The 21,119-nt window shown below is 66.8% G+C and carries 17 protein-coding genes and 1 pseudogene; 13 read left to right on the top strand and 5 right to left on the bottom strand.

Going from position 1 to position 21,119, the window contains the following annotated elements; all coding sequences use genetic code 11:
- Nucleotides 1-91 precede the first annotated feature (91 nt).
- A complete protein-coding gene (locus tag WMC41_RS04960) occupies nucleotides 92-1,462 on the bottom strand; it encodes a TIGR03808 family TAT-translocated repetitive protein (protein WP_432347199.1) in 1,371 nt (456 codons plus the stop codon).
- 232 nt (nucleotides 1,463-1,694) lie between these two features.
- On the opposite strand from WMC41_RS04960, the gene WMC41_RS04965 reads away from it, so the two are divergent.
- The 7 genes and pseudogenes from WMC41_RS04965 to WMC41_RS04995 all read left to right on the top strand — a co-directional run bounded on the left by WMC41_RS04965 (nucleotide 1,695) and on the right by WMC41_RS04995 (nucleotide 8,322).
- The gene (locus WMC41_RS04965) at nucleotides 1,695-3,995 is read left to right on the top strand and encodes a putative bifunctional diguanylate cyclase/phosphodiesterase (protein WP_432347200.1); all 2,301 of its coding nucleotides are present in this window, start codon (nucleotides 1,695-1,697) and stop codon (nucleotides 3,993-3,995) included.
- Nucleotides 3,996-4,058: 63 nt separating this feature from the next.
- Complete coding sequence (locus WMC41_RS04970) at nucleotides 4,059-4,505, top strand: MarR family winged helix-turn-helix transcriptional regulator (protein WP_432347201.1); 447 nt, start codon at nucleotides 4,059-4,061, stop codon at nucleotides 4,503-4,505.
- A gap of 252 nt (nucleotides 4,506-4,757) precedes the next feature.
- Entirely contained in the window at nucleotides 4,758-5,768 is a 1,011-nt protein-coding gene (locus WMC41_RS04975) for a ligase-associated DNA damage response exonuclease (protein WP_245082296.1), read from the top strand.
- A gap of 31 nt (nucleotides 5,769-5,799) precedes the next feature.
- Nucleotides 5,800-5,971 (top strand): annotated as a pseudogene (locus tag WMC41_RS04980) (bifunctional diaminohydroxyphosphoribosylaminopyrimidine deaminase/5-amino-6-(5-phosphoribosylamino)uracil reductase RibD); the annotation flags it as partial.
- A 56-nt stretch (nucleotides 5,972-6,027) separates the two neighbouring features.
- Nucleotides 6,028-7,653, top strand: a complete 1,626-nt coding sequence (locus WMC41_RS04985) for a cisplatin damage response ATP-dependent DNA ligase (RefSeq protein WP_432347202.1) — start codon at nucleotides 6,028-6,030, stop codon at nucleotides 7,651-7,653.
- Between the two features lie 68 nt (nucleotides 7,654-7,721).
- Nucleotides 7,722-8,015 carry a type II toxin-antitoxin system RelE/ParE family toxin gene (locus WMC41_RS04990; RefSeq protein ID WP_272804816.1) on the top strand — a complete coding sequence of 98 codons (294 nt, stop codon included), beginning with the start codon at nucleotides 7,722-7,724 and terminating at the stop codon, nucleotides 8,013-8,015.
- Between the two features lies 1 nt (nucleotide 8,016).
- Nucleotides 8,017-8,322: an addiction module antidote protein gene (locus WMC41_RS04995; protein WP_272804817.1), complete on the top strand. Its 306-nt coding sequence runs from the start codon at nucleotides 8,017-8,019 to the stop codon at nucleotides 8,320-8,322.
- Between the two features lie 4 nt (nucleotides 8,323-8,326).
- Here WMC41_RS04995 and WMC41_RS05000 read toward each other — a convergent pair whose 3' ends face one another.
- Nucleotides 8,327-9,286: a glutathione S-transferase family protein gene (locus WMC41_RS05000; protein WP_432347203.1), complete on the bottom strand. Its 960-nt coding sequence runs from the start codon at nucleotides 9,284-9,286 to the stop codon at nucleotides 8,327-8,329.
- Between the two features lie 270 nt (nucleotides 9,287-9,556).
- Here WMC41_RS05000 and WMC41_RS05005 point away from each other — a divergent pair, with 270 nt between their 5' ends.
- Nucleotides 9,557-10,309 (top strand): L,D-transpeptidase, encoded by a 753-nt coding sequence (locus WMC41_RS05005; protein WP_272804819.1) that lies wholly within the window; start codon nucleotides 9,557-9,559, stop codon nucleotides 10,307-10,309.
- 267 nt (nucleotides 10,310-10,576) lie between these two features.
- Here WMC41_RS05005 and purN read toward each other — a convergent pair whose 3' ends face one another.
- Both purN and purM read right to left on the bottom strand, forming a co-directional pair.
- On the bottom strand, nucleotides 10,577-11,242 hold the full coding sequence (purN, locus tag WMC41_RS05010; protein ID WP_432347204.1) for a phosphoribosylglycinamide formyltransferase: 666 nt from the start codon (nucleotides 11,240-11,242) through the stop codon (nucleotides 10,577-10,579).
- Nucleotides 11,239-12,312: a phosphoribosylformylglycinamidine cyclo-ligase gene (gene purM / locus WMC41_RS05015; RefSeq protein ID WP_432347205.1), complete on the bottom strand. Its 1,074-nt coding sequence runs from the start codon at nucleotides 12,310-12,312 to the stop codon at nucleotides 11,239-11,241. Before purM ends, purN begins: the two co-directional genes overlap by 4 nt.
- Before the next feature lie 442 nt (nucleotides 12,313-12,754).
- Between purM and WMC41_RS05020 the strand changes: the two genes are divergently transcribed.
- The 5 genes from WMC41_RS05020 to WMC41_RS05040 all read left to right on the top strand — a co-directional run bounded on the left by WMC41_RS05020 (nucleotide 12,755) and on the right by WMC41_RS05040 (nucleotide 19,453).
- Nucleotides 12,755-13,873, top strand: coding sequence for an AI-2E family transporter (locus WMC41_RS05020; RefSeq protein WP_245082280.1), 1,119 nt, complete (start codon nucleotides 12,755-12,757; stop codon nucleotides 13,871-13,873).
- A gap of 80 nt (nucleotides 13,874-13,953) precedes the next feature.
- On the top strand, nucleotides 13,954-14,640 hold the full coding sequence (gene hdaA / locus WMC41_RS05025) for a DnaA regulatory inactivator HdaA (protein WP_245082277.1): 687 nt from the start codon (nucleotides 13,954-13,956) through the stop codon (nucleotides 14,638-14,640).
- Nucleotides 14,641-15,111: 471 nt separating this feature from the next.
- Nucleotides 15,112-17,328, top strand: coding sequence for an RNA degradosome polyphosphate kinase (locus tag WMC41_RS05030; RefSeq protein ID WP_272804823.1), 2,217 nt, complete (start codon nucleotides 15,112-15,114; stop codon nucleotides 17,326-17,328).
- 11 nt (nucleotides 17,329-17,339) lie between these two features.
- Complete coding sequence (locus WMC41_RS05035) at nucleotides 17,340-18,860, top strand: Ppx/GppA family phosphatase (RefSeq protein WP_432347206.1); 1,521 nt, start codon at nucleotides 17,340-17,342, stop codon at nucleotides 18,858-18,860.
- 8 nt (nucleotides 18,861-18,868) lie between these two features.
- On the top strand, nucleotides 18,869-19,453 hold the full coding sequence (locus tag WMC41_RS05040; protein WP_432347207.1) for a DUF922 domain-containing Zn-dependent protease: 585 nt from the start codon (nucleotides 18,869-18,871) through the stop codon (nucleotides 19,451-19,453).
- A gap of 212 nt (nucleotides 19,454-19,665) precedes the next feature.
- On the opposite strand, the gene WMC41_RS05045 is transcribed toward WMC41_RS05040, so the two are convergent.
- A complete protein-coding gene (locus WMC41_RS05045) occupies nucleotides 19,666-21,024 on the bottom strand; it encodes an esterase-like activity of phytase family protein (protein ID WP_432347208.1) in 1,359 nt (452 codons plus the stop codon).
- Nucleotides 21,025-21,119: the final 95 nt, after the last annotated feature.

Here is a 21,119-nt window from a genome sequence, read left to right on the forward strand (position 1 = left end):
AGCGGATGAGGGGGCGATGCGGCGCTGCCCCCTCATCCACCATGGCGCCTCTCCGTTCGGGCAGGAAGAAGAGACGCGTTTCGGGACGGGCTCAGCCCGTCCGGTTCCGTTCGATCGTCAGGTGCGCGAAGGTCGAGCCATCCCTTGAGAGGTCCCCGGTGGTGCGCTCGTTCCAGCGGTAGCCGGCAATCGCGCCGTTCGGGGTGTCCTCGAAGATGTTGCCGGAGATGAGGGCCGAGCCTGCCTCCTCCACGACGGTCGCGGCGCAGCCGACCGGGCTGCGGCGCACCAGGTTGCCGTTGACGACGAGGCCGCGCATATAGGGTCCCCAGCCGAGCATCAGCCCCCATTTCGGGGCGTTCTCCACGGTATTGCCCGAGACGACCGTATCGGCCTCCACCGCGATGCCGATGCCGAAGCCCGCGCCGTCGTGGATATAGGGGCCTTCGAGCCGGAGGTTGCGCACCACGTTGCCGGTGACGGTCGCAAGCCGCCCGCCCTCGTCGAAATTGACGATGAGGATGCCGCTGGCGGCGCCGTCGACGAGGTTGCCGTTGACGAGCGCGCCCTCGAAGCCGAATTCGGAATAGATCGCCGCCTCGCCGCTGTCGAGGCAGGTATTGCCGGATATCTGCACGTTCGAGCCGGCATTGGCGCGGATGGCGGAAAAGGCGCAGCCGGAAACATGGTTGTTGCCGATCATCACCGCGTCGGCACGGAAGACGTTGATGCCGTTGCCGTACTGGCCGGTGCCGCCGCTGGTGGCGGAAATGCGGGCGATGCGGTTGCCCGAGACGATCGTGCCGTCGTGGCCCTTCTCCCAGCGGTGGATCAGGATGCCGCCATTGCCGCAGTCGAAGACGTGGTTGCCGGTGACCGACAGGTCGCGGCTCTCCACGGCATAGAGCGCGTATTCCGCAGCGCCCGAAAGCCGGCTGCGCTCGATGCGCCCGCCGCAGCGCTGCAGGCTGACCGCCGTCTTGGAGGAGCCCTGGATCTCGCAGTTCTCGATCGTCACATTGGCGACATTGCTGAAATGCACGAGGCCGTCGACCGTATCGCCGAGCCAGCGGTTCGCCCCGTCGATGACGAGGTTGGCAAGCTCGATCCGGCCCGCGCCGTCGGCGGCCAAGAGGTGGCCGTCGCCGCCATAGACGATACGGGTGGCGCCCGGCACGCCGGTGAGGCGCGTATTGTCGGGCAGCGTGATGTTGGAGACGGCATAGTCGCCCGGCGGCAGGAAGACGGGCATGTTCTTCGCCGCCGCCTCCTTCAGCAGCTTGGCGAAGGCCTTGCTCTTGCGGTCGTCCGCGCCGGGGCGGATGCCGTGCGCCGAGGCGTCGATGCTGCCGCGGAGATCGACATCGACGACCGGCAGCCGCTGCGTGCGGGCGAGTGCCGGGGGGACGATGCCCGCCGCGCCAAGGCCGAGGCCCGAGAGAAATAACCGTCTGCTAACCATGAAAGCTCCTTGCCCGTCAGGGAGCAGGAAGCGTGCCAGATGGTTTTGTGCCGGAACGGTACAGCCGGATGCTGCGCGCCAAGGTTGCCGCAGAGGGGCGGTAAGGCCCGGATCGACAGCATTTCGCCGGTTTCCTTTAGGGTTGGATAACGACTCTAGGTGTACCATCGGGCATTCCGAAAGGGAGGCGGCTGACAGCGCCCTTCCTTGCGCTTGGGAATTGCAGGGGTTCATGTCGACGAAACTGTCTCACCTTGACAACGAAGAGGTCGATGCAACGGCACGATTGATGTCCGCCGGCCAGCGCCTGATCTGCGAGGCGACGCGGCTCTTTCCGCTCGCCTCCGCGCAGGGCGAGCGCACGATCTGGCTCGAAGCGATGATCGACGAGGTGCCGGACTACCTCTTCTTCAAGGACAGGAACAGCCGCTTCGTCGTCGCCAACCGGGCGATCGTCGACGACAACCGCCGGGAGGGGCTGGAAAGCCTGGAAGGCCTCTCCGATTTCGACATCCACCCCGAACATGTCGCCCGCGGCTTCTTCGAGACCGAGCAGGAGATCATCCGCACCGGCCGCCCCATGCTCGACATGGAGGAGCTGATCCGCGATTCCGCGGGCAGGCTCAAATGGCTGCTCACCTCGAAGCTGCCGGTGCGCAGCCCCGAGGGCGACGTGATCGGCCTCGTCGGCGTCTCGCGCGACATCACCGAGCGCAAGCGCTCCGAGAGCCTGCATGTCGGCCAGGCGCATCTGTTGAAGATGATCGCGCTCGGCGCGCCGCTGGTCGACGTCTTCTCCTCCCTCATCCTGCTGATCGAGGCGCATGTGCCGGAAGTCACCGGCTCGATCCTGATGCTCGCGGCCGATGGCAAGCACATCCTCAACGGTGCCGCGCCCAATCTCGACCCCGCCTACAGCCAGTTGATCGAGGGGATCGAGATCGGCCCGAAGGTCGGTTCCTGCGGCACCGCGATGTGGCGCGGCGAGCCCGTCATCGTCTCCGACATCCAGACCGATCCGCTCTGGGAGGACGCCAAGGCGCTCGTCGCGCCCTACGGCTTCCGCGCCTGCTGGTCCTCGCCGATCCATTCCTACCAGGGCAAGGTGCTCGGCTCCTTCGCGCTCTATTCGCGCAGCCCCGGTGAGCCGACGGCCGAATGCCTGAAGCTGGTCGGCATGGCGACGCACATTGCCGGCATCGCCATCGAGCGCAAGGAGGCGGAGGACAGCATCCAGTTCATGGCCCATCACGACACGCTGACGGGCCTGCCGAACCGCAGCATGCTCGACGAGCGCGTGGCCTCCGCCATCGAGGCGGCCGACGAATGCGGCGGCGGCATGACGCTCGCCTTCCTCGATCTCGATCATTTCAAGCTGGTCAACGACAGCCTCGGCCACCATGCCGGAGACGAGCTGCTGAAGATCGTCGCGGCGCGGATGCTGCGCTGCGTGCGGGCGAGCGACAGCATCGTGCGCCTCGGCGGCGACGAGTTCGTCGTGCTCATCAACGGCGCGATGCGCAAGGGCGAGAGCGTGGAGGACCGGCTGCGCGCGGTGCGCGAGGCGATCGCCGAGCCGGTGCTCATCGAGGGCCGCTCCTTCCAGGTCACCTGCAGCATGGGCGTCGCCGCCTATCCCGAGCACGGCCGCAACGCGACCGAGCTGCTGGCCCGTGCGGACGCCGCCATGTACCGGGCCAAGGAGATCGGCCGCGATGCCATGCAGGTCTTCACTGCCGAGCTGGCCAACCGCGCGCATGAGAAGCTGGAGCGCCAGGAGGAGCTGCGCCGCGCGCTCGCCCACGGCGAGCTTTTCCTGCAGTACCAGCCGCAGATGGACCTTGCGACCGGGCGCATCTTCGCTGTCGAGGCGCTGATCCGCTGGCGCCATCCCGGGCGCGGGCTGATCGGCCCGGGCGATTTCATCCCGCTTGCCGAGGAGACCGGCCTGATCGGCCCGATCGGCGACTGGACGCTGCGCGCCGCCTGCCGGCAGAACAAGGCCTGGCAGGAGAGCGGCCTGCCGCCCATCGTCGTCAGCGTCAATGTCTCGGCCCGCCAGTTCCAGGAGAAGGACTGGGTCGAGCGCGTCGCCGCCGCCCTTGCCGAAAGCGGGCTGGAGGCGCGCTATCTGGAACTGGAATTGACCGAAAGCCTGATCATGCAGGACGTGCAGCAGGCGGTGGAGACCATGCACCGGCTGGAAAAGCTCGGCGTGCACCTTGCCATCGACGATTTCGGCACCGGCTATTCCAGCCTTGCCTCGCTGAAGCGTTTCCCCGTCGGCCGCCTCAAGATCGACCGGTCCTTCGTGCAGGACCTGCCGGACGACGGCGACGACGCGGCCATCGCCCGCGCCGTCATCTCGCTGGCCCATACGCTGCAGTTGCGGGTGATCGCCGAGGGCGTGGAGACGCGCGAGCAGGTCGACTTCCTGCGCGAGGCCGGCTGCGACGAGATCCAGGGCTACTACCTCTCCCGCCCCATCGACGCCCGCGCCCTCCAGGCGATCCTCTGCATTCCCAATCTCTAATAATCCCTGTGGTTCGGGTCCTTCCGCTCTTGACAACACTATGTTGATATCAACAGTAGGGGCATGGCCGACGAACCCTTGATTTCCTACGAGACGACCCTCTTCGTGCGCGATACCTGCCTGTGCCTGCATGCGCAGCGCGCGGCGCGGGCACTGGCCCGGCGTTTCGACGATGCCCTGCGTCCCTGCGGGCTCACCAACGGCCAGTTCTCGCTGCTGATGGCGCTGAACCGCCCGGAGCCGCCGCCGATGGGCCCGGTCGCCGCCGTGCTCGCCATGGACCGCACGACGCTGACGGCCGCGCTGAAGCCGCTGGAGCGCCGCGGCCTCGTCGCCGTCGAGGCCGATCCGCGCGACCGGCGCGGCCGGCTCCTGCGCCTGACGGGCGAGGGGCGCCGCCTGCTGACGCAGGCCTTCCCGGTCTGGAAGGAGACGCACGAGAAGATCGACCGCCAGCTCGCCGCCGTCGACATGGCCGCGCTGCGCGCCGGCATGCTGGCGATCGCCTGAGCGGACGCCCGGCGCGGCAGCCCCCGTTTGAAGTATGCCGTGCGGGTGGATCCTCGGGTCGAGCCCGAGGATGACGGTGGGGAGGAGGGGCTTCCAAGCGCATTGACCGGTGCGGCAGGGGAGCCGTCGCGTCGGTTCGCCTTCACTCCCCTTCTTGCGTCATCCTCGGGCTCGACCCGAGGATCCACCCGCACGGCACGCCGCCGACGGCTGCCACTGGCACCGCGCACAAAACCCTCTATCTTCCCCCGCATGAAGCCAGACCAGCTCCTCCATCCGGCGCCCGCCGGCCTTTATTGCCCTGCCGGCGATTTCTACATCGATCCCGTCCGCCCCGTGGCAAGGGCGCTGATCACCCACGGCCATTCCGACCATGCCAGGGCCGGGCACGGCGCGGTGCTGGCGACGCGCGAGACGCTCGACATCATGGGTATCCGCTACGGCGCGGATTTCTGCGGCGCCATGCAGGCGGCCGCCTTCGGCGAGCGCATCGATCTTTCCGGCGTCACCGTCTCCTTCCATCCCGCTGGCCATGTGCTCGGTTCGGCGCAGATCGCGGTGGAGCGCGGGGGCCTCACCATCGTCGCCTCCGGCGATTACAAGCGCGGCGCGGACCCGACCGCAACGCCCTACGAGCCGGTGCCCTGCGACGTCTTCATCACCGAGGCGACCTTCGGCCTGCCGGTCTTCCATCATCCCGAGCCGAAGGGCGAGATGGGCAAGCTGCTGACCTCGCTCCGCCAGTTCCCCGAGCGCAGCCATCTTCTCGGCGCCTATTCGCTCGGCAAGGCGCAGCGCGTCATCCGCCTCTTGCGCGATTGCGGCTATGACGCGCCGATCTACATCCACGGCTCGCTCGCCCGTCTCTGCGATTATTATGTCAGCCGCGGCATTGCGCTCGGCGACCTGCGCCCCGCCACGACGGAGAGAAGCAGCCCCGCCGATTTCCGCGGCGCCGTCGTCGTCGGCCCGCCCTCGGCCTTCGCCGACCGATGGGCGCGCCGCTTCAACGAGCCGCTCGTCGCCTTCGCCTCCGGCTGGATGATGGTGCGCCAGCGTGCCAAGCAGGGCGGCGTCGAGCTGCCGCTCGTCATCTCCGACCATTGCGACTGGCCGGAACTGACCGGGACGATCCGCGAACTCGCGCCGCGCGAGGTCTGGGTGACGCATGGCCGCGAGGAGGCGCTGGTGCGCTGGTGCGAACTCGCAGGCATCCCGGCCAGGCCGCTGCATCTCGTCGGCTATGAGGATGAGGGGGATTGAGGATGCAGCCCGCTTGTCCTTCGCCGGTTCCGTCTTCGGGGCCGCAACACCCCCCTCTGCCCTGCCGGGCATCTCCCCCTCAAGGGGGGAGATCGGCAAGAAGCAGGAGCCTTGCTCGATCAGCAGCGCCAGCGATGGGCAAAACGTTGCTCCATCCAATCTCCCCCCTTGAGGGGGAGATGCCCGGCAGGGCAGAGGGGGGTGCCACAATGCACGCCCCGACCACAAACCCATCGCACCCAGCCGGAAGGCACTCCCCATGAGAGCCTTCGCCACGCTCCTCGACCGCCTCGTCCTCACCCCCTCGCGCAACGGCAAGCTGACGCTGCTCGCCGATTATTTCCGCGACACGCCCGATCCCGACCGCGGCTACGGCCTTGCCGCCATTGCCGGCACGCTGGACTTGAAGAGCGTCAAGCCGGCGCTCTTGCGCGAGCTCGTGCTGGAGCGCATGGACGAGGTGCTGTTCCGCTATTCCTACGATTATGTCGGCGACCTTGCGGAAACCATCGCGCTCGTCTGGGACGAGGAGCGCAAGGAGCGCGTGCCGGATGAAGCGCAGCCCCGGCTCGGCGCCGTCGTTTCCCGCATGAACGCGCTCGGCCGCACGGAGGTGCGCGGCGCGGTGCGCGATCTCCTCGACCGGCTCGATCCCTCCGCCCGCTTCGCCTTCCTCAAGCTTGCGACCGGCGGCCTGCGCATCGGCGTCTCCGCCCGCCTCGCCAAGCAGGCGCTGGCCGATTTCTCCGGCAGGGATGTCGTGGAGATCGAGACGCTGTGGCACGGGCTGTCGCCGCCCTACGAACCGCTCTTCGCCTGGCTGGAGGGCCGGGCGGACCGCCCGGTGCTCGCCACCCCCGCCATCTTCCATTCCATCATGCTCGCCAATCCGGTGGGCGAGGGGGATCTCGACGCGCTCGACCCGGCCGATTTCGCCGCCGAATGGAAATGGGACGGCATTCGCGTGCAACTCTCCGCGGCAGGCAGCACGCGCCGCCTCTATTCCCGCTCCGGCGACGACATCTCCGCCGCCTTCCCGGATGTGCTGGAGGCGATCAATTTCGAGGGCGTGGTGGACGGCGAGCTGCTCGTCGGCGGCACGGCGCGCATGAACAGCCCGACGCGCACCTTCTCCGATCTCCAGCAGCGCCTCAACCGCAAGACCGTCACCGCGCGCATGCTGGAGGACTATCCCGCCTTCGTGCGCGCCTATGACGTGCTGTTCGAAGGCGAGGCGGATGTGCGCCCGCAAAGCTTTTCCGACCGCCGCGCCCGCCTCGGCGAAATGATCGAGAAGGCGCCGCACGACCGTTTCGACCTGTCGCCGCTGGTGCCCTTCGGCTCCTGGGCCGAGCTGGAGACGATCCGCCGCGATCCGCCCGATCCGGTCATCGAGGGGGTGATGCTCAAGCGGCTCGACAGCCCCTACCAGGCCGGCCGCATGAAGGGCCCGTGGTTCAAGTGGAAGCGCGATCCCTTCAACATCGACGCCGTCATGATGTATGCCCAGCGCGGCCACGGCAAGCGCTCGAGCTACTATTCCGACTTCACCTTCGGCGTGTGGACCGATGGCCCGGACGGTCCCCTGCTGGTGCCGGTCGGAAAGGCCTATTTCGGCTTCACCGACGCCGAGCTCGAAGTGCTGGACCGCTATGTGCGCAACAATACGACCGACCGTTTCGGCCCCGTGCGCGCCGTCAGGGCCGAGCCCGGCTACGGCTTCGTGCTGGAGGTCGCCTTCGAGGGCATCAACCGCTCCACCCGCCACAAATCCGGCGTTGCCATGCGCTTCCCCCGCATCGCCCGCCTGCGCCAGGACAAGCTGCCCGCCGACGCCGACCGGCTGGAGACGCTGATGGCGATGGTGGAGGCGCGGGAAGCTTGAAGCCGTATCCGGAAGGGAGGCTGGAAGTTCGATTGCCTTCTGGTCGCCTATAGGCTACTTTGCTGCCCATGATCATCAAGGAAGCGCCTGCATTTACGAAGTGGCTTGGCGCTCTGCGAGACGCAAACGCCCATGCCCGGATTGTCCGCCGGGTGGAGCGTTTGCAGCAAGGCAATCCCGGCCAGGTGAAGGATGTCGGGCGGGGCGTGTCGGAACTGAAGATCGATTATGGGCCGGGCTATCGCGTCTATTTCGCTCAACGCGGTCCGGTCCTGATCCTGTTGCTTTGCGGCGGCGATAAATCGACGCAACGCCGCGATATCAAGCGGGCGATCGAGATCGCCGCGCAATGGAGTGAATGAGATGGCCAAGAAGAAGATCGCTGACCTGCCCACCTTCGACGCGGCGGCGCATCTGGATACGCCGGAGCGCCAGGCGGCCTATATCGCGGCGGTTCTCGAAGAGGGCGATATGGCGGAAATCCGCCATGCGATCGGAACAGTCGCGCGCGCACGCGGCATGGCGGAAATCGCCGCGGCTGCGAACCTCAATCCGAAGAGCATCTATCGTGCGCTCGGCAACAGTGGAAATCCCGAATTCGCCACCGTTTTCAAGGTTCTTTCCGCCATGGGATACACGCTGACGATCAAACAGCAGGATGCGGCATAGGCGCTCAAAGCCCCAGCGCCGAAAGATCCGGTCCGAGCGGCACGATGCCGTTCGGGTTCAGCGACTTGATCGAATGGTAGCCGTGCTTGATATGGTCGATGCTGACCGTCTCGCGCACGCCCGGCAGGTCTAGCACGCGCTTCGCATAGGCCGAGAGCGCCGCATAGTCGGCAAGCCGCCGCAGGTTGCACTTGAAGAGGCCGTGATAGGCGGCATCGAAGCGGACGAGGGTGACGAAGAGGCGGATGTCGGCCTCCGTGAAGGCCGTGCCGGTGAGGAATGGTCCGCCGGCGGCAAGGCGTGCCTCCAGCTCGTCCAGCATGGCGAAGACGCCGTGGAAGGCCTCCTCGTAGGCGACCTGCGTGGTGGCGAAGCCGGCGCGGTAGACGCCGTTGTTGAGCGCGGGATAGATGCGTTCGTTGAGCGCGTCGATCTCGCCGCGCAGGGTCTGCGGGTAGAGGTCGACGCTCTCATCCGCCAGCGCGCCGAAGCCGCTGTTCAGCATGCGTATGATGTCGGCGGATTCGTTGTTGACGATCGTTTTCGAAGCCTTGTCCCAGAGCACCGGCACGGTGGCGCGGCCGGTGAAGGTGGGGTCGGCGCGGGTGTAGAGCTCGTGCATGTAGGTTGCGCCGTTGAGCGCGTCGCGGTTTGCGCCCGGATAGTCGCCGAAGCGCCAGCCCTGGTCGGTCAGCGCCGGCTCGACGACAGAGACGGAGATCACGCCGTCGAGCTTCTTCAGCTTGCGGGCGATCAGCGTGCGCGAGGCCCAGGGGCAGATCAGCGCGACATAGAGCTGGTAGCGCCCGGTCTCGGCCGCAAAGCCGCCGTCGCCCGTCGGGCCGGCGCTGCCGTCGGGCGTCACCCAGTTGCGGAAGCTCGAAACCTGCCGCACGAAGCCGCCCTTGGCATCCTTCGCCTGGACGGGCTGCCAGTCTTCCGTCCATTTGCCGTCGACGAGCATCGCGTTCCCCTCGTTTCGGTTGAAGTTACCGTCCGGGATAATCCGCGCGCGCGAAAACGGCAATTCTCCCGGCGATTGACACAGCGTTCACAAAGCGGCCCCGCCGTGGCCGGGCGGCGACAGGGCGGCGAAAAGCGGGCGCGCAAGCCTGAGGCCAGCCGCAATTGCCACAATTGTGGCAGGGTTATGGACCTAATTTGCCGCTCGTTAGTTAGTGATTCAGCCTCTCGCCCCATTCTACGTTCCGCACAACGGATTTTGACGATCTCCATGACCGACACCGCGCTCTCCCGCCGCCGCTTCCTGCAGTTCACCGGGCTTGCCATGGCAAGCGGCCTGGCCGGCTGCACCTCCTCGATGAATACGGACAGGTTCCGCTACGAGACCCGGCCCTATTTCCGCAATCCCGCGCTGGAGGGCCGGCCGGAATATATCGACGGCGCCCGGCCGCCGAGCGGGCTCCTGCCGGAATCGTCCTACTACGCCTCAATCTACGGTCCGGTCTTCGACGGCGGCTATCAGGTGCCGGCGGTGCCCTACCAGCAGATCGACGCGCGCTACTATCGCCAGGAGGTCGAAAGCCCGTTCGGCGAGCGGCCCGGCACGATCATCGTCGACACGGGCAACCGCTTCCTCTACCTCATCCTGCCGAACGGCCGCGCCATGCGCTACGGCGTCGGCATCGGCCGGCAGGGTTTTTCCTGGTCGGGCCGCGGCGTCATCCAGTGGAAGCAGGCCTGGCCGAAATGGACGCCGCCGGACGAGATGGTCGCGCGCCAGCCCGAACTCGTCAAATACTCCGCCGCCAACGGCGGCATGCCCGGCGGCCTCAACAACCCGCTCGGCGCGCGCGCCCTCTACATCTTCCAGAACGGCGAGGACACGCTCTACCGCCTGCACGGCTCGCCGGAATGGAAGTCCATCGGCAAGGCCGTCTCCTCCGGCTGCGTGCGCATGCTGAACCAGGATGTCATCGATCTCTACGATCGCGTGAAGGGCAAGGCGCCGATCCTGGTGATCTGAGGCGGGACACCCCCCTCTGCCCTGCCGGGCATCTCCCTGCAAGGGCAGGACTGTCGCATATGGAAGGAAACCCGTTGCCTCCTTTTCCTTCTCCCCCGCGGGGAGAAGGTGCCGGCAGGCGGATGAGGGGGATGGCGAAGGCGCAAAGGCTCGATCCGAGCCACCCCCTCATCCGACCCTTCGGGCCACCTTCTCCCCGCGGGGGAGAAGGGGATGTGCGGCATCGTCGAACTTCATATGAGTAGCCCCCCTTGTGGGGTATGCGCCCTAGCCCGCCGCCGGCGAGATCAGCCGTGCGCCGTCGAGCCGCGGCAGGTCGCCGGCGGCGACGGCCTTGCCGCCCTGCATGCGCACCTTGCCCTCCGCGACGAGCCGCAGCGCCAGCGGATAGCTCAGATGCTCGACCGTCAGGACGCGCGCGGCGAGCGTCCCGGCCGTATCGTCCGGCAGGACGGGAACCGCGGCCTGCACGATGGCCGGGCCTTCGTCCATGCCCTCGGTCACGAAATGCACCGTGCAGCCGGCGATGCGCATGCCCGCGTCGAGGGCGCGCTGGTGCGTGTTGAGGCCGGGGAAGAGCGGCAGGAGGGACGGGTGGATGTTGAGGATGCGGCCTTCATAGCGGCTGACGAAGGCGCCCGAGATGAGGCGCATGTAGCCGGCAAGGCAGATGAGGTCGGGCGAGAGCGCGTCGAGCGCCTCGATGATGGCCGCCTCATGGGCCTCCTTGCTGGCGAAATCCTTGCGCAGGAAGGCGCGGGCCGGAATGCCGAGCGCCTCCGCCCTGGCCAGCCCGCCGGCCTCCGCCTTGTCGGAGAAGACGGCGACGATCTCCGCCGGGAAATCCGGGTCCTCTGCGGCCTTCGCCAGGGCCAGCATGTTGGAGCCGCCGCCGGAGATGAAGGCGACGACGCGCTTGCGCGATCCGCTCATAGGGCGAGCGTGCCCTTGTAGATCGTGCCGGCAGCGCCCTCTTCGCGCGCGACCATGCGGCCGAGGCGGAAGACGGTTTCGCCCTCGCGTGTGAGGACAGCGGCGACCTCGTCGGCCTTGTCGGCGGGAACGACGGCGATCATGCCGACGCCGCAGTTGAAGGTGCGCAGCATTTCCGTCGCGGCGACGCCGCCCGTCCCGGCGAGCCAGGAGAAGACGGCCGGCGCCTTGACGGCGGCAAGGTCGATCTCGGCTGCGAGATGCTTCGGCAGCACGCGCGGAACGTTTTCCGGGAAGCCGCCGCCGGTGATATGCGCCAGCGCCTTGATGGAGCCGGTCTCGCGGATCGCTTTCAGGAGCGGCTTCACATAGATCTTCGTCGGCATCAGCAGCGCCTCGCCGAGACTCTTTTCGGCATCGAACGGGGCGGGCGCATCCCAGGCGAGGCCCGAGAGCGTCACGATCTTGCGCACCAGCGAATAGCCGTTGGAATGGACGCCCGAGGAGGCAAGGCCGAGGATGACGTCGCCCTCGGCGATGTCGCCCGCCGGCAGCAGCTGGCCGCGCTCGGCGGCGCCGACTGCAAAGCCGGCAAGGTCGTAGTCGCCATCGGAATACATGCCCGGCATTTCCGCCGTCTCGCCGCCGATGAGCGCGCAGCCGGCCTGGCGGCAGCCTTCGGCAATGCCTTCGACGATCGCCGCGCCCTGGTCGGGATCGAGCTTGCCGGTGGCGAAATAGTCGAGAAAGAAGAGGGGTTCGGCACCCTGCACCACGAGGTCGTTGACGCACATGGCGACGAGGTCGATGCCGACCGTGTCGTGGCGGTTCGCGTCGATGGCGATCTTCAGCTTGGTGCCGACACCGTCATTGGCCGCGACGAGGACGGGATCGGTGAAGCCCGCCGCCTTGAGGTCGAACAGGCCGCCGAAGCCGCCGATCTCGCCATCGGCGCCCGGGCGGCGCGTCGAGCGCACGGCCGGCTTGATCTTCTCGACCATCAGGTTGCCCGCGTCGATGTCGACGCCCGCATCGCTATAGGTCAGACCGTTCTTTCCCGACTGGCTCATGGCTCTCGTCTCCGGCTTGAGGCCTCTCGCGGCCTGCTTGGGGCTTGTCGCGCCCGATTGGCATGGCGGGGGATGAAGTGCAAGCGGAATGCCGGGAATGCGGGGATTTTTTCACCGGTTTGCGAATGAAAGCGGGTTGCCGCGGACACCCCCCTCTGCCCTGCCGGGCATCTCCCCCACAAGGAGGGAGATCGGAAGGAAGCGCGAACCTTGCCCGAACTGCACCGTTAATGAGGGGCGAAACGATGCTCCATCCAATCTCCCTCCTTGTGGGGGAGATGCCCGGCAGGGCAGAGGGGGGTGAGCCACAAACTCACCAAAACTATGGGGAAACCGAGGAAAACACCGCTGCATTCCCCCACCGCCCCGCCGAGCCTTGACCTTCCTCGTCCCCGCATCCTATCTCCTCATGCGATACGGCGAAACACAAGGAAAGAGCGCGATGGCAGCCCATATCAGCGGCGCGGGACTGAAGCGGCAGGTGGTCTTCTGGCTCATCGCGCTCGGCTTCCTCCTCATCTTCCTCCTTGTGTTCAGCGATATCCTGCTGCCCTTCATCGCCGGCATGGCGCTCGCCTATTTCCTCGATCCGGTCGCAGACCGGCTGGAGCGCTGGGGCCTCAGCCGGCTGATGGCGACGGTGGTCATCCTCATCGCCTTCATCATCCTCTTCGCGCTGTCCCTGATGATCGTCATCCCGCTGCTGGCCACGCAGGCGGCGGATTTCCTGGAGAAGCTGCCGGGCTACGTCACCCAGTTGCAGGAGCTGGTGGCGAGCTTCAACCCCGACCTGCTGCCCACCTGGGTCAGCAGCCAGATGGGCACGATCAAGCAGAGCTTTTCCTCCATCCTCGCCGAAGGCGCGGGCTTCCTCGGCACGGTGTTCAAGCAGCTCTGGAACTCCGGCATGGCGCTGGTCAACATCGTCTCGCTGCTCGTCATCACGCCGGTCGTCGCCTTCTATCTCCTGCTCGACTGGGACCGCATGATCGCCAAGGTGGACAGCTGGGTGCCACGCGACCATGTCGCCAACGTGCGCCAGATCGCGACCGAAATGGACGCGGCGATTGCCGGCTTCGTGCGCGGGCAGGGCTCCATCTGCATCATCCTCGGCCTGTTCTACGGCGTCGGACTCTCCTTCGCCGGCCTCAATTTCGGCCTGCTGATCGGCCTCTTCGCCGGTCTCATCAGCTTCATCCCCTATGTCGGCTCGCTGGTCGGCCTGGTGCTGGCGGTGGGCGTCGCCGTCGTGCAGTTCTGGCCGGACTACTGGATGGTCGTGCTTGTCGCCGTCATCTTCTTCGCCGGCCAGTTCGTCGAGGGCAATATCCTGCAGCCCAAGCTCGTCGGCTCGCGCGTCGGCCTGCATCCGGTCTGGCTGATGTTCGCGCTGGTCGCCTTCGGCGCGCTCTTCGGCTTCGTCGGGCTGATGATCGCCGTGCCGGCGGCCGCCGCCGTCGGCGTGCTTGTCCGCTTCGGCCTGCAGCGTTACCTTGACAGCGACCTTTATTATGGGGCGAGCAAGCCCGTCCTGCTCGAAGAGAGCACGCCGGAGGAATGACGGGCGGCAAGGCCGCGCCAGGCGGAGCGGCGTCCGCCCGGACTTGCGCCAGAACGAAGAGTTGGTATCCGAGTAGCACCATGACATCGCGCAAGACAGCCGAACAGTTGCCGCTGGCCTTCGGGCACGACCCCGCGACGGGGCGTGACGACCTTCTGGTCGCCGAGCCGGTCAATGCCGCCGTGGCGATGATCGACGCCTGGCCGCACTGGCCTTCGCCCGTCGTCGTCATCGCAGGCCCCGTCGGCTCGGGAAAGTCGCACCTCGCCGCCATCTGGCGCGAGAAGGCGGGTGCCGAGATCATCGAGGCGAAGGCGGGCAGGGGCGCCGAGGCGGCCGCCGAGCGCGGCCCCGTGCTCATCGAGGACGCCGACCGCGCCGGTTTCGACGACCGCGCGCTCTTCCACATCATCAACAATGTGCGCCAGCACGGCCACACGCTGCTGATCACCAGCCGGCTGTGGCCGATGTCCTGGCCGGTCGAGCTGGCGGACCTGCGCTCGCGCCTGAAGGCCGCAACGGTGGTGGAGATCGGCGAGCCGGACGACGAACTGCTCTCGCAGGTCATCATAAAGCTCTTCGCCGACCGCCAGCTCTTCGTCGACGAAAGGCTCGTCGCCTATATCGTCGCGCGCATGGAGCGCTCGCTGGAGGCCGCCCAGACGCTCGTCGAACGCCTCGACCGGCTGGCGCTCGCCCGCGGCAGCCGGATCACCCGCACGCTGGCGCAGGAAGTGCTGGGCGAAATGGTCGGCGGCGAGGAGTGAGCCGGAGAGTTCAAGCCGGCATCCGGTGATCCCCCCTGGCCTGCCGGTCATCTCCCCCTCAAGGGGCAGGGCTATCGCCTATGGAAGGAAACCGTCGCCCCATCCCCTTCTCCCCCGCGGGGAGAAGGTGCCGGCAGGCGGATGAAGGGGATGGCAAAGCCGCAAAGGCTCGATCCGAGCCACCCTCTCATCCGACCCTTCGGGCCACCTTCTCCCCGCGAGGGAGAAGGGGAGAGCGGCGACGCCGCATTCCACCACAGGTGATTGTCTTGTCCTCAGGGCGGGATGGCCTGCCTGCCAGAAGGAACACCCGGCGATTGCTCGGCGAATTCCACCGACCCCGGATTGACTGTCACAGTTCCGTCGTCAAACTGCGCTAAGCGGTTCGGAGAAAAGTGGAAATCGGTTTCCGTCCGAACCCGCGTGGAAAGCATGCGGCCGATCTGGCGGCGAAGTGGGGCGGACTCTCCAATGGATACAGCGACTTCGGAACATGCGCAGGAAAAGCCTGTCGAGCAGGTGCCGCCGCCGGAAGGGGCGAGCGCCGATGTCGCGGCCCTGATGGCAAGCCCCGAACGCTTCATCAACCGCGAATTCTCCTGGCTGCAGTTCAATCGCCGCGTGCTCGAGGAAACGCTGAATACAGCCCATCCGCTCCTGGAGCGCGTGCGCTTCCTGTCGATCTCGGCCGGCAACCTCGACGAGTTCTTCATGGTGCGCGTCGCCGGCCTCGAGGGCCAGGTGCGCCAGGGCGTCGGCATCCGCAGCCCCGACGGCAAGACCTCGGCCGAGCAGCTCGACGATATCCTCAAGGAGATCGACAATCTGCAGATGGAGCAGCAGGCCTCGCTTGCCGTGCTCCAGCAGTACCTCGCCAAGGAGGATATCCTGATCGTCCGCCCGACCGCGCTCACCAGCGACGACAAGGTCTGGCTGCAGCAGGAATTCACCCAGTCGATCTTCCCCGTGCTGACGCCGCTGTCGATCGACCCGGCGCACCCGTTCCCGTTCATCCCCAATCTCGGCTTCTCGATCGGCCTGCAGCTGGAAAGCACGACGGGCAAGGAGCCGATGACGGCGCTGCTGCGCCTGCCGGTGGCGCTCGACCGCTTCATCCGCCTGCCCGACGCCAAGGGCGCGATCCGCTACATCACGCTGGAGGATGTCGTCGGCCTCTTCATCGGAAAGCTCTTCCCCGGCTACATCGTGCGCGGCTCGGGCACCTTCCGCATCATCCGCGACAGCGATATCGAGGTGGAGGAAGAGGCCGAAGACCTCGTGCGCTTCTTCGAGACGGCGCTGAAGCGCCGCCGCCGCGGTTCGGTGATCCGCATCGAGACCGATTCGGAAATGCCCGAATCGCTGCGCCGCTTCGTCGTCGGCGAACTGAACGTGCCGGACAACCGCGTCGCCGTCCTGCCCGGCCTTCTCGCCCTCAACACGCTGTCGGAAATCGCCAAGGCGCCGCGCGACGACCTCCGGTTCGAGCCCTACAATGCCCGATTTCCCGAGCGCGTCCGCGAGCATGCCGGAGACTGCTTCGCCGCCATCCGCGAAAAGGACATGGTCGTCCACCACCCCTACGAAAGCTTCGACGTGGTGGTCCAGTTCCTTCTCCAGGCTGCGCGCGATCCTGACGTCCTGGCGATAAAGCAGACGCTCTACCGCACCTCCAACGACAGTCCGATCGTGCGCGCGCTGATCGACGCGGCCGAGGCCGGCAAGTCGGTGACGGCGCTGGTGGAATTGAAGGCCCGCTTCGACGAGGAGGCGAACATCCGCTGGGCGCGCGACCTGGAGCGCGCCGGCGTGCAGGTCGTCTTCGGCTTCATCGAACTGAAGACCCATGCCAAGATGTCGATGGTCGTGCGCCGCGAGGAGGGTAAGCTGCGCACCTACTGCCACCTCGGCACGGGCAACTACCACCCGATCACGGCGAAGATCTACACCGACCTTTCCTTCTTCACCTGCAACCCGACCATCGCCAGCGACATGGCGAACATCTTCAACTTCATCACCGGCTACGGCGAACCGGAAGCCGGCATGAAGCTCGCCTTCTCGCCCTATACGCTGCGCCCGCGCATTCTCCGCCACATCGAGGAGGAGATCGCCCATGCGAAGAACGGCGCGCCGGCGGCGATCTGGATGAAGATGAACTCGCTGGTCGATCCCGACATCATCGACGCGCTCTACCGCGCGAGCCAGGCGGGCGTGGAGATCGACCTCGTCGTGCGCGGCATCTGCTGCCTGCGTCCGCGGGTTCCCGGGCTTTCCGACAATATCCGCGTCAAGTCCATCGTCGGCCGCTTCCTCGAACATTCCCGTATCTTCTGCTTCGGCAACGGCCACGGGCTTCCCTCGGACAAGGCGCTGGTCTATATAAGCTCCGCGGACATGATGCCGCGCAACCTGGACCGGCGAGTCGAGACACTCGTGCCCTTGATCAACCGGACGGTGCATGAGCAGGTTCTCTCGCAGATCATGCTGGGCAATCTCATCGATAACCAGCAGAGCTACGAGATTCTTGCGGACGGAACGTCCCGGCGCATGGAAGTGCAGCCCGGTGCCGAGCCGTTCAACGCTCAGCACTACTTCATGACCAATCCCAGCCTGTCCGGCCGGGGTGAGGCCCTGAAGTCCAGCGCACCGAAGGCGATCGCGGGCTGGCAAGGCCGCCGGAAGAAGTAAACTGGATATGCATGGTTGAGTCTGAAGCCCAGGGGCGTTTGCCTGGAATTGCCCCGGTGTCAGTCGTGGATATCGGTTCCAACTCGATTCGCCTCGTGATCTACGAGGGCATGAGTCGGTCGCCGGCCATCCTGTTCAACGAGAAGGTCATGTGCGGCCTCGGCAAGGGTATTGCCAAGACCGGCCGCATGGATCCGGCCAGCGTCGAGCGGGCGCTTGCGGCGCTGCATCGTTTCAAGGCCCTGTCCTGGCAGGCGCGCGCCTCCACCATGTTCGCGCTGGCGACCGCCGCCGCGCGCGAGGCGGAGAACGGCCCCGATTTCATCCACCAGGCAGAGCTCATCCTCGGCCAGAAGGTCCGCGTCCTGACCGGCGAGGAGGAGGCCTATTTCTCCGCGCTCGGTATCGTCAGCGGCTTTCATGATCCGGACGGCATCGTCGGCGACCTCGGCGGCGGCTCGCTGGAGCTGATCGACGTGGCAGGCGCCATGATCGGCCGCGGCATCACGCTGCCGCTCGGCGGCATCCGGCTTTCGGAAGCCTCCGGCGGCTCGCCCGCCCAGGCCCGCATCGTCGCGCGAAAATACCTGCGCACCGCCAATCTCCTGAAGAACGGCGCCGGTCGCGCCTTCTACGCCGTCGGCGGCACCTGGCGCGCCATCGGGGCGCTCCACATGGAGGTGCAGAACTACCCGCTGCACATGATCCAGGGCTACGAGCTCGGCTTTTCCGACGCCATGGATTTCCTGACGGACATCGTGACGGCCAAGGACCAGAAGGATCCCGCCTATGCGGCGATCTCCAAGGGCCGCCGCAACCTCCTGCCGTTCGGCGCCGTCGCCCTGCAGGAGACGATCGCGATCATGAAGCCGTCGCGGGTGTTCTTCTCCGCCCAGGGCGTGCGCGAAGGGTTTCTCTATTCGCTCCTGCCCGACCGGGAAAAGGCGCGCGACCCGCTCATCGCCGCCGCCGGCGAACTTGCCATCCTGCGCGCCCGCTCGCCCGAGCATGCGCGCGAGCTTGCCGAATGGACCGGCCGCATGATGCCGCTCTTCGGCATCACCGAGACCGAGGAGGAGCGCCGCTACCGCGAGGCCGCATGCCTGCTCGCCGATATCAGCTGGCGCGCCCATCCCGATTATCGCGGCCTGCAGGCGTTGAACCTCATCGCCCACGGCACCTTCATCGGCATCACCCATCCCGGCCGCGCCTTCATCGCGCTCACCAACTACTACCGCTTCGAGGGCCTTGGCGACGACGCCGTCAGCAGCTCGCTGGCCGCCATCGCGACGCCGCGCCTGCGCGAGCTCGCCAAGCTCGTCGGCGGCCTGCTCCGCGTCGTCTACCTCTTCTCCGCCTCCATGCCCGGCGTCGTGCCGCACCTTGCCTTCCGCAAGGCGACCGCCTCCGGGGCCGACCTCGAATTCGTCGTGCCCGCCGACTATTCCGAACTGACCGGCGAGCGGCTCGACGGCCGCCTCCAGCAGCTTGCCAAGCTCACCGGCAAGAAGCTCGCCTTCCGGTTCCTGTGAGGCGAGGGATGAGAGGCGCCCTCCTTCTCGCCGCCCTGCTCTTTGCCGGAAGTGCGGCAGCGCAGGACTGGCAGGCCGTCGAGCGCGTCGAGCCCTACGGCGTGACGGGCGCGACGGGCCTCGAGATCTACCAGTCGATCGGCGCGCGCGGCCCGAAGCTCGGCGTCGCCCGCGTCATCGCCCATACCGGCTTCAAGCTCACCTGGACGCGCAAGTACGAGCGCCAGGGCAATGCCTGCACCATCACGGTCAACAAGCCGAAGCTGATCATCACCTACACGCTGCCGAAGCTGAAGGTGAAGCTCTCCGAGCCGCTGAAAAGCCGCTGGGACACCTTCCTCGCCGGCGTGACCGCGCATGAGAAGGTGCACGGCGACTTCATCAAGGACATGGTGAAGGAGATCGAGGCGGCAAGCGTCGGCATGACGGTCGAGAACGACCCGAACTGCCAGAAGATCCGCCCGCAGCTCCAGGCCAAGCTCGGCGAGCTCTCCCAGGCCCAGCGCGCCCGCAGCCGCGCGTTCGACCAGGTCGAGCTGAACGACGGCGGCAACGTGCACCAGCTCATCCTGCAGCTGGTCGATCCAAGTTAGGGTGGAGACGGCGCCGGCCTCATATCCGTGCAAGCCGTATTGACGACCCGCCACCATAAGCCGCTGTCAAGTCCGTTCACTTCTCCTCCGTCATCCTCGGGTCAAGCCCGAGGATGACGACGGGGAAGGCAGACACCCAAAGAGCAATGCCGCCAAAACCAAAACGGCAGCGCCCGCAGCCGCTGCCGTCTCTCACGCCCAACCGTCACCGATCACTCGGCCTTCAGCAACTCGCCGACCTCAAGGAGCACGAACTCGTTGTCGTCGGCCTTGTCCAGCGCGCGGCCGGCGGAGAAGGGCAGGTTGTTGTCGTTGCCGACGATGATGTGGGTCTCGTCGACGCGGTCGACGTTCTCGATCGTCACGAACGGCATGTCGTAGAAGCCGTCGCCGCCGCCCTGGCGCTTCCTGTTGTCGGGGTCGGCGATCTTCAGGAGATCGATATAGCCGATCTTGCGCACGGCCTTGCCGGCATTCTCGTCGGTCATGGCGATCTTGTAGATGCGCTTGACCTTCGAGGCGGTGGCGAAGCAGTCGGGCTTTGCGTCCTTGGCGTCGGCGCAGGCCTTGTCGGCGGTGCCGGCGCCGTTGTCGCGCTCGATCACCAGCGCGGTCGTCCCGTCCAGCATGTTGAAGTCGCCGATCGCCTCGCCGCCCTCGGCGAGCGGGTAGAGCCAGCTGCGGCCCGTCCAGGCCTTGGAGGCGGCGTCGAGCTCGACGATGCGCAGCGCCGGGCGGCCGTCCGCCTGCTCGACGCTCTCGCTGTCGACCCAGAGCGGGCCTTCCAGGAGGCCGTAGAGCTTCGTGCCGTCCTTCGAGAGCGCCAGGCCCTCATAGCCGCCGGAGCGCTTCAGGTTGAAGGCCGGCATCTTCTTGGAGGGATCGGCCTGCACGGCGAGCGTCGGGTTGTCCGGCGAGGTGACCGGCTTGCCGTCCACCTCGGTGGCGATGACGTCGGTGAGCCTGCCGTCGCGGTCGAATTTCAGGATGTAGGGGCCGAATTCCTCGCCGATCCAGAAGCCGTCCGCGACCGGCTGGATGGATTCGACGTCGAAGTCGCCGCCCGTCAGGTAACGCGTCTCCGCGCCTTCCATGACGATCGGGAAGGGTGCCTTCCGGTCCGGGTCGGAGAGGAAGACGGTCCTGACCGGCTCCATCGTGCCCTTGTCCCAGTCGAAGCGCACATTGTGGATCATCAGCATGGCGTCGGTGGAGTTCAGCTTGTTGCCGAAGCCGTTGTCGGAAAGCGTCCAGAACGAGCCGTCCTCCATGGTCTTGATGCCGGAGAAACCCTGCATCGGCTGGCCGTCGAAGGGCAGCGCCAGGCCGGTCTCGCGCACGCCGTCCTTGCCCATGACGGTGCCGAGCGCTTCTGTGCGCTTGCGGTCGGCGGTGGTGAACTTGCCGGATGTCTTCAGGTAGGTGGCGGCGTCGGCCGGGGCGGCGATGATCGTGTCCGCCGGCAGGATCGCATGGGCCGTCAGCGTGGCCGGAAATTCCTTGTCGTCGGCCTGCGCGGCGGTCGCCATCAGAAGCGCGAGGGCGGCGGTGGTGAAAAGGTGTCTGGTCATGAATGTCCCCATCGGGTTGGCAAAGCGAGGCCGTTGATAGGCGGCGCACATGACCGCCGCTTGACAGTTGCTTGTCGCTTTCATGACGGGGCTGG

The organism is Shinella yambaruensis, assembly GCF_050859155.1.
GTDB lineage: Bacteria > Pseudomonadota > Alphaproteobacteria > Rhizobiales > Rhizobiaceae > Shinella > Shinella yambaruensis.